The organism is Butyrivibrio sp. TB, assembly GCF_900110805.1.
Taxonomy (GTDB): domain Bacteria; phylum Bacillota; class Clostridia; order Lachnospirales; family Lachnospiraceae; genus Butyrivibrio; species Butyrivibrio fibrisolvens_C.
In genome coordinates this window covers 64564-78599 of record NZ_FOER01000006.1, presented here as the reverse complement: position 1 = coordinate 78599, position 14036 = coordinate 64564, and the positions used below count along the sequence as shown (strand labels likewise).

8 protein-coding genes are annotated in these 14036 nt (G+C 41.9%); 2 read left to right on the top strand and 6 right to left on the bottom strand.

Features of this window, described 5'->3' with window-relative positions; all coding sequences use genetic code 11:
• The first annotated feature begins 431 nt into the window (after positions 1-431).
• Together BMX21_RS19335 and BMX21_RS05425 are read left to right on the top strand one after the other, a co-directional pair.
• A complete protein-coding gene (locus BMX21_RS19335; protein ID WP_177173938.1) occupies positions 432-584 on the top strand; it encodes a hypothetical protein in 153 nt (50 codons plus the stop codon).
• Positions 585-761: 177 nt separating this feature from the next.
• Entirely contained in the window at positions 762-1904 is a 1143-nt protein-coding gene (locus BMX21_RS05425; RefSeq protein WP_092042166.1) for an AraC family transcriptional regulator, read from the top strand.
• 226 nt (positions 1905-2130) lie between these two features.
• Here the strand turns inward: BMX21_RS05425 and BMX21_RS05420 are convergent, their stop codons facing one another.
• From BMX21_RS05420 to BMX21_RS05395, 6 genes are all read right to left on the bottom strand, one after another.
• On the bottom strand, positions 2131-3516 hold the full coding sequence (locus tag BMX21_RS05420; RefSeq protein ID WP_092042310.1) for an MFS transporter: 1386 nt from the start codon (positions 3514-3516) through the stop codon (positions 2131-2133).
• Between the two features lie 173 nt (positions 3517-3689).
• Entirely contained in the window at positions 3690-6425 is a 2736-nt protein-coding gene (locus tag BMX21_RS05415) for a glycoside hydrolase family 2 TIM barrel-domain containing protein (protein ID WP_092042162.1), read from the bottom strand.
• A 30-nt stretch (positions 6426-6455) separates the two neighbouring features.
• A complete protein-coding gene (locus BMX21_RS05410) occupies positions 6456-8276 on the bottom strand; it encodes a family 43 glycosylhydrolase (protein ID WP_092042160.1) in 1821 nt (606 codons plus the stop codon).
• Positions 8277-8885: 609 nt separating this feature from the next.
• Positions 8886-10559, bottom strand: coding sequence for a biosynthetic-type acetolactate synthase large subunit (gene ilvB, locus BMX21_RS05405; protein ID WP_022752888.1), 1674 nt, complete (start codon positions 10557-10559; stop codon positions 8886-8888).
• Positions 10560-10738: 179 nt separating this feature from the next.
• A complete protein-coding gene (gene ilvD, locus BMX21_RS05400; RefSeq protein WP_092042157.1) occupies positions 10739-12412 on the bottom strand; it encodes a dihydroxy-acid dehydratase in 1674 nt (557 codons plus the stop codon).
• Positions 12413-12428: 16 nt separating this feature from the next.
• Positions 12429-14024: a glycosyltransferase family protein gene (locus tag BMX21_RS05395; protein WP_092042155.1), complete on the bottom strand. Its 1596-nt coding sequence runs from the start codon at positions 14022-14024 to the stop codon at positions 12429-12431.
• Positions 14025-14036: the final 12 nt, after the last annotated feature.

Sequence of the window (14036 nt, the reverse complement as noted above, 5' to 3'; positions counted from 1 at the left end):
CATGATATCTGAAGCTTTTTATTCTGGGGTCCAAACTCGCTTCGCTCAGACATGTGGACCCCGGGCAGAATAAAAATCTCCAGCTATCACGCTCATGAATTCTACAAAACGATTAAAAAGCGTGGCAATGATTTATATACTGCCTGTCCCAGTAAAGACTTTTGGGATGCCGGTCCGGACAAGTGGGGGTTTTAGTTATTTATAGATTTTATGTAAAAAGGGGGTGTAACTACATAGGGAATCTTAAGCATAATCCGACATTTTTTAAGATTGATTTTTGTGGTGGTTTATTGTATAAATATCTGATAACACGCGCTTTTTACTTTTGCTCTGTCACATAGAGCATTCGATAAGGGATTTTTTAACTTTGATTTGCAATAGTTTACATTGTTTGAAGTTATTTTTAGGTTGAATATTTAAGATAAAAATACATGAACTTAGCACTTGCCAAACATACGTCACTTCTTGCTGCTGTTCCAACGTGGGCAGTTTATAAAGTCTTTTCGTGCTCTTTTGAAGGTGTTATAAAATTCAGGAGCGTGATAGATGGAGTTTTATATTCTGCATGGGAGCCGCATGTTTGAGCGAAGCGAGTTTCGGCTCCCAGAATATAAAGCTTCAGATATCATGCCCTGAATTATAACACCTTCAAGACACGAAAAGACTTTATAAACTGTCCGCGTTGGAACAGCAGTAAGGAGTGGCGTATGTTTGGCAAGTGCGAATTCTGCATTGCATTTATTGCTTATTAAGAGGTTGAGATGAATAAGTATATTAGTTATGGTGAGTTTCAAAACCACATGAGAAGGTATTATAATCAGTCCGGCAATAAGGTTCAGTTCATCGAGATGATCAATTATCTTGAAGTTAACGGCATGCTCCTTGATGAGCGCCCTGAGCTTGTAATGCCCTACTGGAACAGCGAGTCTACAACCGCAGAGTTTAACAAGGTAATAGACTCTCTGATACTGACTGTCACTCCCATGGAAAGTACAACCAGTACTGTTGAAGAGGGATCCATCATCCCCAAGAGCCGTGATGTGTTCATAATACGCCATCCAAGATATACAAGACGTGATCCACATCGTCACAACTATTTTGAGATCAATTATGTTGTAGAAGGAAGCTGCAACTTCCATTTCAACGGAGAAGATCTGATTTTAAAAAGCGGCGAGATATGCGTGATAGCTCCCGGCTCTTTGCACGATATCACTATTGATGATGAGTCAACGGTCTATACACTTATGATCAGGAAGAGCACCTTTAATGCCAACTTCTTTTCACTACTGTCCAATAAAGACCTTTTGGGGCACTTTTTCAGAACCATCCTGCAGGATGATTCTCATGAGAACTACCTTTTATTTTTTACCAGGGAAAATAAAAAGCTTAAGAGCTATATGCGTAATGCCCTCTTAGAGTGCCACGAAGGCGATACATATAGTAACAGCTGCTGTATCAACTGGGTCAACCTTATTTTTTCAGAGCTTCTGAGAAACTACAGCAGTACTATACAGTTCTATAATTACCAGATGGGTACTGACTTCTCGCTCATACTTCAGTATATACAGCACAATTATCAGACTCTGACGCTTTCGTCCCTCGCCGAGTTCTTCCACTACAGCGAGCCTCATCTTAGCACTTTGATAAAGCACAACACCGGCAGAAGCTTCACAGATCTTATCAAGGAGCTGCGAATAAATGATGCGATCAACCTTCTTGTTAATACCAATATGAAAGTCAGCCAGATTGCAGATCAGGTCGGCTACAATTCGGCAGATCACTTCTCAAGAGTATTCCGCGGGATCTACAAGGAATCGCCCTTGGAATACCGCAAGAAGCACTCGCAGGAAGAACAGTTCAAACCATTCCAAAAAGAAGAACAGTCAAGGCGGCCCTCGCTTTGATCCCTGATAATCCTTGTCAGGATTTTATGAGTCAGTACACTAATATCGACTAGCTTATCATAGATAATCGCCGTCGGATGCACTAAAAAAAGAGGCATATTCCATCAAGAGTATGCCTCTTTTTTTACTATAATACGAGATAGTTATCACAAGTTTCTTTTGACATCATATGATATCCTGAACATATCTTAAGCCTCTGAACAAGGCACAGATCTCTTTACTAAGTTCAGGCCACATCTTCCATCTTGCTCTTCATATCTTCGATCTCCTTGGCATATTTGTGCACAGGATTGAACATAACGCTCAGGATCAGGATGATGCCTGTAAGACATGGTGCGCCGAACTTCAGGAAGTTAAGTGCAAACAATGTTGACTCAGGCTCCTGGCCTATTGCATTGGCTACATATCCTGAAAGTGACAGTACCAGAAGTACTCCGGAGTTTGTAAATGTATTGCCGCACTTCTGGGCAAATCCCTTAATTGAAGAAATAACGCCGTTGGCAGAGATGCCCTCTTTGAGCTGAATATAGTCGATCGCGTCATTTACAAGTACATTTACAAGCGCATTCTGCATTGATGATGTGCATGCTGAGATGAATGTAAGAACGCATAGGAATGTGAAGTTTGTTTTACCAAAGAAGAAAAGGATGATATAGCAGATCATAGATAAGATCTGAGATACCATAAGTGCTCTCTGACCAGTCTTAAATACCTTAAGGAAAATAGGCATCAGGACAACCATTGATACAAGTGCGCCGATAGAGATAACGCCCATGTATACTGAGATAAGGTCTGGTCTCATGTAGTAATACATCATGTAATAAACTGAAGTTGAGAACATAAGTCCATATCCCATTGAAGCCATGATCCATGCGATGATGTTAGGGAAAAGCTCTACATGCTTAAGCACAAGTTTAAGGTTCTTAAGAGTCTCGCCCTGATTAACAGGCTGGAGGTATCTCTCCTTGGATGTTGCAAAAAGTCCCCAGAATGAAACAGCTGAGAGGATGCCGCATACGATCATAAGCGGTATGTATCCGTTACTAAATCCAAGATTTGTAAAAAATCCTGTGAGCTGTGGTGTGAATGTATTACCGATTGTAAATGCTGCTGCGCAGGTACCGGCGCCCATTGTGATGATCATATTTCTCTTCTGGTTGCTCTTAACAGCTGCCGGAAGGATAGCCATCTGAGGCATTGTATACATAGTAACTGTCATGCCGTATCCTATGTATGTCACAAGCACCCATATAAACTTACCTGTTGCTGAGAATCCGGGATTGACCCAGATAAGTACTGAGAACAGTGTTAAAAGAATTGGTGCAAAGATAAAATAAGGTTTGTATCTTCCAAGTTTGGTATGCGTCCTGTCTGCAAGTACTCCCATGATCGGGTCATTGATAGCATCCCATAGCGTTGCTATGAACATGATAAGTGAAGCCGCTCCTGCTGCCAGCCCCATATGATCTGTCATATACTGGGAAAAATAACTCGAAATAACTGCCGCAATGACCATCGCACCGCCATTGACTGATGTTGCATGGAACCATGAAAAGGCTTTGCTTACATGTTCTTCTTTCTTAGCACTTTGTGCTCCCTGATCTTTAGACATTGTAACCTCCATAAACGTTTTCTCCTTTTTTGTACCCTGTATACCCCGTGTGTTTAATGTGATTACATTTTATAGTTATCAAAACATCGAATCCATGTAATATAATTGTCCAAATCCGACATTTTTTACGATGAGCAAAAATGAAGCGGGCCAGCCATTGCAGCCCATATAAATTATATTATCTCGTACTCTGTTAATAGTTCACCCGCTTTCAGGGTTACAATCCCCTTATTATTATCTCGGCGGCGTACTATCAGCTGACATCTGCCGTTAAAGGTTCTTGTGTCTGAAGTCTTATAATTTGTGACATCTCTTGGATCTGCCGAGCCAAAGCCCATTAGCTCCAGATTGTCTGACAAGCTGACATGGATATCTGTGTCTGACTCTGTGTTGACATTGCCTACGTCGTCGCAAAGGGATATATTCAGATATACTATTTCCATATTTTCATATGAATCAGAATTGTCACATGACGCTTCTTTCTCCATAGCTTTATCAATGGTTTTGATATTTATAGAGCCATTGCCTATAGCATTATTACAGCTTTCCTTATAGTCATTTTGTTCCCTGACCACTTCAATCTTAGAAGCCTCTCCTGCGGTTACCAGAGACACTCTGCCTATCTCTTTGCCGTTTTCGTATGAGACAGCTTCCAGTTCACCTTTTTCATAAGTTATATCAAAAAGTGTTCTGTATCCTTCCTTTTTGCCTGAAGCTTTTCTGCCAAGGCTCTTGCCGTTAAGTATGAGCTCAGCTTCATCTCCGGCCGAATATACTTCTACTATAACGCCGCTTCCTCTAGGTATATCCCATGTCCATGATGATATGGCATCGCTCATGACCCATGGCGTTGTTATGACTTTTTCACCGTAATGATGAGGATCCTGCACTGCTATATAAGGCGCTTTTCTAAGTCCGAAGACTATCTGCCTATAATAAGAAACGGGTCTTCTAAAGCCTGTGATATCAAAATCTCCGACATATGATAATCTGCATGGATATGAAGCGCCAAAGCCTCCCTCGCCAAACTTATAGGCAGGTATACCTATTCCGGCTTCTCCAATATAGTCCCAGCCTGTCCAGGTGAAGTCGCCTATCACTGTACTGTACTTTTCTATTTCAGCCCAGTTCCTTGCTATCTGCGGCGGATAAGTCTCTGATCCTACTATTATCCTGTCGGGATTGTTTACATAATCTTTTTCATATCTGGCAGTCATGTAGTTGTAACCTGCTATATCAAGGAAAGTGCAGGCGTTATCAAGTCTTTGGGATACAGCCTTGTGATTGACGATCTCATCCATGTGAGCATCCATAACTGTCATGAAGTCATTGACATTACCATCAGCATTGCCATCTACATTACCATCTGCTTTTCCATCTACTTTGCTATCAGTAGTTTCTTGTGTCCCTGATTCTTTCTCTATTTCAACATCTCTTTTAGCTTCTATTTCAACTTCTCTTTTAGCTTCTATTTCAACTTCTACTTCAGCTTCTATTCCTTCTACATCTTTTGCAGATTTTTGCTCCTTTTTATCACATGCAGCACTCAATATATCCTGCATTATCTCGCCAACTTTGTCTCCTGCAGCGAATACGCCGTTGATACCGGCTGTTGTATACCTGCTATCATCAAGTTCTTTGACATATGCATTCATCTGTGTTCCGATACGGGTACCTATATCCGTACCTATCTCAGGTATCTCATTACCAATTGAATACATGATCACAGACGGATGATTATAGTCCTTCATGATCATGGACTTAAGGTCCTTTTTCCAATCAGTCTCAAAGCTTATGCTATAGTCATAGTCTGTTTTGTTACGAGTCCACATATCAACAAACTCGTCCATGACATATACGCCCAGCTTGTCACAGGCTCTAAGAAGCGCAGGCGCAGCAGGGTTATGGGCTATTCTAAGAGCATTGAATCCCGCTTCTTTCATCTTGCGAACCTGCCTGTACATCACACTGTCATAGGTTGCAGCTCCAATAAGCCCGCTGTCATGGTGGATGCAGGCACCTCTGAGCTTTACAGTCTTGCCATTAACTCTAAGGCCGTGTACTTTGTCCAAAGACATAGTCCTTATTCCGAATGACTCTTCGCTAGAATCCATTATTATATCTTTTTCTGTAGCACAAAAGTCATCTGAAGTAATCACCGATACGCATTTATATAGATCCGGCGTATCTTCAGACCATGGGCTTGGATCAGTAACAGTGATTCTCTGCACGATCTCTCTACTTTCAAGAGGCATCAAGTGCACAGGCACTTTGACAGAAGCGGCTTCTTTTCCTGAAGGATCTATGATCCTTGTCTCAAGACTAGCCGTAAGCCTGGAATTGTCTTTATTATCAATTCTTGTTTTCACAAGGATCTCTGCACTGTCATCATCAAGAGTAAGCGTATTTATACGAACGCCATAAGGAGCAATATGAGCCTTTTCTCCTATTAGCATATATACATCTTTGTAGATTCCGCCGCCGCTGTACCATCTGGAGTTTGGCATAGCCCCATTTCTAACAATCACTCTTATCTCATTTTCCGCATCCAGCCTTAAAGCTCCCGTAATATTAACATCTACTACGCTATATCCGTAGTTACAGCTTCCTACAAGCTGCTCGTTCACATAGATAGATGACTTTTCATATATTCCTTCAAATCTGACTATTACATCTTTGCCTGCATACGCAGATGATGAAACGTAGAATCTTTTTACATATGTATAGAGCGCGCCCTTAGCATATCCGGTATTAGTCCCGTTAGGGCAGTCCTCATACGGCGTCTCAAGCGCCATTGCATCGTGTGGAAGCGTTACATCTACAGCGTTTTCCGGTATCCCCCATACTAAGGCAAAAGAATCTCCGCCGCTCCAGAATTTCCAGTTATCATTCCATTTCCTGATCTTCATATATGTCCTCTTTCTTACCACCTATTTTGGTCATCTTATCTTAATCACATCACCATGTGTGATACCTGTTTCGTTAAAACTATCAACTCGTACATAAATAGGAGAATCCTTGACGATGGCCCCTATATTCTGGGAATCCCTCCCAAGTACCAGATAGCTGTGATAGAGCTTTGTCGGTGCATAGCCCCATACAATATTGTGGCCTGCAGCGTTATCTTTGCTCCAGGACACCTGCATATCTATGTCAGTCTTCATCACAGCCTTAACACCGGCAGCTTTGGCTGGCATCCGGCCATTGCCCTTTCCAAATACCCTGATACCGGACACACAGATATTCTGATCAAAAGGCACCTCTATTACAGTGAGCCTTATGAACCTTGCCTTTATACCTTCCGCCCTATATACAAAATCATTGCACAGATTAGTATCTGCCTTTGATTTATCTTCTATTACAAAAAAGTCTCCGCCGTCCAAAGACCCTTCAAGTATCCACCTTGTGAGGCGCTTCTCCCTGTCTATGTATCTGATCTCATGTGCAACAAGACACTGTGCGCCTTCCGGAATCTTAGCCTTAATCCCGTCATCTGCAAAGTTTATCTGAATGCAGTTAACATCCATCGCTTCTCCAAGATCTATCACAGCCCACTCGCCCGTTTTGGAATCCGCCTTCCACCAATTTTTTACATCCTCATTTGTAAGCTTATCTGCTCCAACACCTGAAGAAACAAAAGCTTTTTTACCATATGAAAGAAGCATATATTCGGGCTCTTCAAAAGCTTCCTTGTCCATATCAGACGGCCAGTCTCCATAACATTGATCGCAGTAAAGCTCGCCATCTGCGTCAAAACCTGCCTTCCACAAACCAAGCCTTCTCTCCATATCATTATTAACAGATATGGACATCGACGCCGCATGCCAGTACCTGCCATATTCATCAGCTATAGTAGATCCATGACCTGCGCCATTAATAAAACCTCCCGGCTTATAACTAAACGGATTATTGCGTGCAAATTCAAAAGGTCCAAGCGGATTATCCCCTACTAAAACACCGTCTCCATATACATTGGTCTGAGTCTGCGGAAAAGCATATTGAAGATAATACTTCCCATCATGCTTGGTCATATAAGCTCCCTCAATATATGGATCATCTCCTGCAAAGCCTCGTGCCAGCTTCCTCACAGCATCCTCAGTAGTAAGCCCTTCCTTCTGCCTAAGTTCCATAGGCATCTTCATAAGATCCTGAAAAATAGCTTCCGCAGCCTTATCAAAATCCATCCCAGCCTTAGGACTCACATGATCCATACCAATACGCTCATAGCCCCTTGACTTATTGTCCATTTCGAACATAACCTTCTTGTCACAGACAGGCTTCATAGTCCTTGGATCAAGTTCCACTCCCCATATAGGCGTAATATTAGAACATCCCCAATACAGGTACATCCTCCCATCATCATCCAGAAACAGATCCGGATCCCAGAAAGGAAAGCTCCCTTCAATCTCTTCAAAGCCTTCATTAACAGGATCTTTGGACCTATAGAAGTTACATACCTCGTTCCTTTTCGATGCGCAGAAATACAGATAATCTCCCACCGCCCTAACATCAGGAGCATAGTCAAAAACAGGAATAGGAGCATCAAGCTCATGATATTCCCAGTCAAGCATATTGCTGCTAACATAAAATCCCGCAGTCATAGACGGAAAAAGATAATACCTCCCCTTAAAATATTCCAGCGTAGGATCCGCCGCCTCCCTGTATACAGAAAGCTTATCATCTCCAAGCCCAGGCATGTTGGGCTTTTGAAAGCTGTATTTATACGGCAAATTAAGCGGATTACAATATACTCTGCTCATATAGACCTTCCTCTTTATAAAATAGATACTACATATTTTTAGCCAATGATACATTTTACACTCATTATATTCATCTCTATTATTGCCATAAAGATATATACATAAGAAGAATACGACATATTTTCAGATTGTTTTTTTGCTTTAGTTTTTATATTATTCTTCAGTTTTTGGGAATTTGTTTTTACAGATTGTTTTTTGATTAGTCTTTAGTTTCAGTTACTTTGGTATTTTAAAATGTTTTCAAAGATTCTTTTTATCATCTAAAAAAGCCCCGGCAATCAACTTGCCAGGGCGTTGTCCCACCAAAAACTTCCCGCTTGCAAACCAGACTCCATCCCTTGGAGCTGCGCTGGCATGGGTGGTTTAAAAAGTTTTTGCGTGTCTATTGAAGGTGTTATAAAATTCAAGAGCGTGATAGATGGAGCTTTATATTCTTCCCAGGGTCTGCCTGTCTGAGCGAAGCGAGTTTCAGACCCTAGAATATAAAGCTCCAGATATCATGCCTTGAATTATAACACCTTCAAGACACGCAAAAATTTTTTAAACCACCCATGCCAGCGCAGCTCCAAGGGATGGAGTCTGCCCTTTTTTACAAGCGTGAATTTTTATTTACTCTTCTATATCGCTAGCATCGAATACTTCCGTAAGCGGCTTGCCTGCAGGTACCATCGGATATACCTTATCATCCTTCTCGATAACCGCATCGATAACAACAGGACCACCAGCATTTATAGCTTCCTTAAGCGCAGCTGCAACCTCAGACTTCTTGGTCACACGGATAGCCTTGCATCCAAGACCCTCAGCAACCTTGCAGTAGTCAACCTTGTCAGTTAGAACAGTCTGAGAATAACGCTGACCATAGAACAGATTCTGCCACTGACGTACCATACCAAGAACCTCATTATCAATGATAATCTCGATGATAGGAATATTGTATCTGCTGGCAGTTGCAAGCTCATTCATGTTCATTCTAAAGCATCCGTCACCTGCAATATTGACACAGATCTTGTCAGGATTGCCCATCTTGGCACCTATTACTGCGCCAAGACCATATCCCATAGTTCCAAGACCGCCACTTGAAAGGAAAGTTCTTGGATTTTTGTACTTATAGTACTGGGCAGCCCACATCTGATGTTGACCTACATCTGTTGTGATGATAGCACCACCCTTGGTTATCTTATCAAGCTCTTCCATGATATAAGGACATGTAAGCTTACTCTTGTCATAAGAAAGCGGGAACTCCTCTTCCATCTCCTTGATCTCGGAGAGCCACTCGTCATGCTTGCCCGGTTTTAAAACTTCAAGAAGATCAGTAAGTATCTCTTTAAGATCACCAACTATAGAAGCATCTGTCTTGATATTCTTATTGATCTCAGCAGCATCTATATCGAACTGTACGATCTTAGCACCCTTAGCAAATGCCTTAGGATTGCCTATTACTCTGTCTGAGAATCTGGCACCGCAGGTCAGAAGGAGATCACACTTGCTGACTCCATAGTTTGAAGTCTTGGTTCCATGCATACCGATCATTCCAGTATAGAGCTCATCTGTACCATCGAAGGCACCTTTACCCATAAGAGTATCGCATACAGGAGCCTGAATTCTCTTTGCAAGCTCTCTGACTTCCTCATGAGCGCCTGATATGATTGCTCCGCCGCCGACATAGATAAATGGACGTTTGGATTTAGCTATCATTGCAGCGACTTTCTCTATGTCTTCCTTGGAATATTCCTTCTTAGTCTTGGGTTCAGAGATCTGAGCCGGTGTATAATCACATTTGGCAGCAGTAACATCCTTCGTAATGTCAACTACTACAGGTCCTGGACGGCCTGATCTTGCAATCTCAAATGCTCTTCTTAATGTATCAGCAAGCTTCTTAACATCCTTGACGATGAATCCGTGCTTGGTAATAGGCATTGTGATACCGTTGATGTCAACCTCCTGAAAGGAATCCTTACCAAGTGCGGGAAGATTAACATTGCAGGTGATAGCAACCATCGGTACGCTGTCCATATATGCTGTTGCTATTCCTGTTACCAGATTGGTAGATCCGGGGCCTGATGTAGCCATGCAGACTCCAACCTTGCCGGTGGATCTTGCATATCCGTCAGCTGCATGAGCAGCACCCTGCTCATGGCTTGTAAGGATATGGCAAAACTCATCCGAATGCTTATATAATTCGTCATAAATATTAAGAATCGTTCCGCCCGGGTATCCAAATACAGTATCTACCCCCTGCTCCTTAAGACATTTAAGAACGATTTCTGCACCATTTAAGACCATTGTACTGTACTCCTTATAACAAGTATTAATTCTGTGATATAAACGTAAAAAACCTTTATGTGCCCTATACAGGATGTATTAAGCACATTTTTAGAAGTCCATGGATGGACTTCTATGTGCCGTATACAGGGATGTATTAAACACATGTATAGAAGTCCATGGATGGACTTCTATGTGCCCTAGTCAACATCCGGAACTTTAAGGATAGCGCCTGTGTTGCCGCTTGTAACTAGCTTTTGGTATCTTGCAAGATATCCGTCTGTAACCTTAGGCTGTCTTGGCTTCCATGCTGCCTTTCTCTTAGCAAGCTCTTCATCAGATACTTTCATGTTAAGAGAATTGTTATTGATATCGATTGAGATGATATCGCCTTCCTGTACCAGAGCTATAGGTCCGCCTACTGCAGCTTCCGGAGATACATGTCCTATAGAAGCTCCTCTGCTTGCTCCTGAGAATCTGCCATCTGTAATAAGGGCAACTGTAGATCCAAGTCCCATACCGGCAATTGCAGATGTAGGATTGAGCATCTCTCTCATACCAGGTCCGCCCTTAGGTCCTTCATATCTTATAACAACTACGTCTCCGTCTACGATCTTGCCGCCAAGGATAGCTGCAATAGCATCTTCTTCACAGTCGAATACTCTCGCAGGGCCTTCATGAACCATCATTTCAGGAGCTACTGCAGACCTCTTTACAATACCTGTATCAGGTGCAAGATTACCCTTAAGTACAGCAATACCGCCGTTTGGAAGATATGGATTATCAATAGGTCTTATAACCTCAGGATTGAGATTCTCAACGCCTTCAAGGTTCTCTCCTACAGTCTTGCCTGTACATGTAAGAAGATCTGTATGGATGAGATTCTTCTTGGTAAGTTCCTTCATTACAGCATATACACCGCCTGCCTCGTTAAGGTCTTCCATATATGTAGGACCTGCAGGTGCGAGGTGGCACAGATTAGGTGTTCTGTCAGAGATCTCGTTGGCATATTCCATATTGATATCAACACCTGCTTCATGAGCGATAGCAGGGATATGAAGCATTGTATTAGTAGAGCAGCCAAGTGCCATATCCATGGCAAGAGCATTCTCAAAGGCTTCTTTGGTCATGATATCTCTTGGCTTTATATCCTTTTCCAAGAGTTCCATGATCTTGTAGCCAGCCTTCTTGGCAAGACGGATTCTTGCAGAGTATACTGCCGGGATCGTACCATTGCCTCTAAGACCCATACCGATAGCTTCTGTCAGGCAGTTCATGGAATTGGCAGTGTACATACCAGAGCAGCTTCCGCAAGTAGGGCATACCTTCTCTTCGTACTCAAGAAGCTTGTCATCACTGATCTTGCCGGCAGTAACCTCGCCAACAGCTTCGAACATAGATGAAAGAGATCTCTTACGACCATCAACATGTCCTGCAAGCATAGGTCCGCCTGAAACGAATATAGTAGGTATATTGCAACGTGCCGCAGCCATCAAAAGTCCCGGTACATTCTTATCACAGTTAGGTATCATGACCATGGCATCGAAGCCATGAGCCTTGCACAGACACTCTGTAGAGTCTGCTATAAGATCTCTTGTAACAAGAGAATACTTCATTCCGATATGTCCCATCGCAATTCCATCGCACACTGCGATAGCAGGAACTACTACAGGCATTCCGCCGGCTTCAGCTACGCCGAGCTTGACAGCTTCAGCGATTCTCTGCAGTTCCATATGACCCGGAATGATATCACTTTGAGAGCTCACAATTCCGATAAGAGGCTTTCTTTTCTCTTCTTCTGTAAAACCAAGTGCATTAAACAAACTTCTGTGAGGTGCCTGCTGCAGTCCTCTTAAAACTCTGTCACTGTTCATAGTCTTTTCTCCTGTTTTAATTAGTTAATATTATGTAACTGCCGTTTTCGTAAGATCTGTGCATTCTTTTGATATAATCTTTGTTTGCAAAGTCTTCGTCTTCGTACATTTCTTTTTTGATCATAAGATAATCCGCATCCTCTATCCTGTCCGAAGCTTCTACGTCATACAAAAATTCCATTATGTATTCCTGCAGCATGCCTGTGACCGCCGGATGCTTATATTCCGAAGGATCTACCATGATAAGAGCCTGATATGTCTCATCTATCTCTCTGTCATATGGGGCAAAAAAAGTATCGCCAAACACTCCAATGAAGAAGTATACAACAGATATAGCTATAGGCAGAGCATAGAATATATGCTTTAGGCCAAATCTCTGCAGTGTAAGTATCAGATTGCCTATCACAACGCTGACAGCAATAGCCATGATAACACCCATGAACATATATGATTCATAGGACGGAACTCTCTTAAAAAAGACAAGTATAAGAGGCATCCAGAATAGCTGTCCCAGGATTATAAGTCTGATGCAGGTTCTGCTCTCCTCAAAATACAAGACGCAGCCGGTGATCATTACAAATATTGATACGAAGCACATGACCATAAGTGCATGCTCAAATCCCGGTGCAAAACTTTTAGAAAAATCGAATATAAAGTGATACCACCTTACAAGATATGTATTACCTTCCGGTGTTATCATTCCAAAAGACTCTCTGACAAGCTTAAGTCCCTCTATGAAGGCTCTGACAGGATCTTTAGATATGATCCCAAGTCTTGAGAGGCCTTCAAACTCTTTATCTGAAGATAGGATATACGCTCCGCTTCCAAGTATATTAATTGTATAAAAAATACCGGCAATGATAAAAGCTACTATCTCACAGCTAAGGATATTAAAAAACTGTGAAAAGTAAATATTGTTCTCAACTGTTCCGCTTACCTTCCTGGTTCTGAGCCCGTTGATAAGAAGATACAACAGAACCGCAAAACACATAGGAATGATCCAGTTAATGTTCCAAAGGCATACCAGTAAAGCTGCAACAAATGTGATCACAAGGAAATAATACTGGATATTGCTAAAGTTCTCCGTAAGTGAAAGCCTTCCGAGCATATATATCGATAATAGGAATAATGTTACCGAAAGTGTATACCCTCTTCCCTGAATATTCAGGATATTGACCAGTTCAAAACCACTGTAAGTCACAATAGTCGCAAATGGGATCCAATGTGTAAAATACCTTTTTGAAAGTCTGTACAAAAGGATGAGATTGGAAGAAGCCGCAATGCAGGATATTCCTCTCATGACCATATACTTAGGCATCCCGGACATATTTAGAAGTGATGCCAGGAAGTTATATCCTATGTGGTTACCTTCTGCCGACCAGTTGCTAAGCGTAAATAAAGGTCCTTTACTGATAAAATAAAAATAATCGTGAAGCTCCTCATACGAAGGAGTTATATAGAACATTCTCCAAATGTAGTACAAAGTCATGGCAAGTACCGCAAGTACTACTGCCATATCCTGAGGATCTTCTGAAATATGAAGGCGAGGCGGTCTGTAATGGATCTTGAAGATCACCAGCCCCTTATCAGATTTCTTTTCCTTTTTAATCATCCCGTAATATCA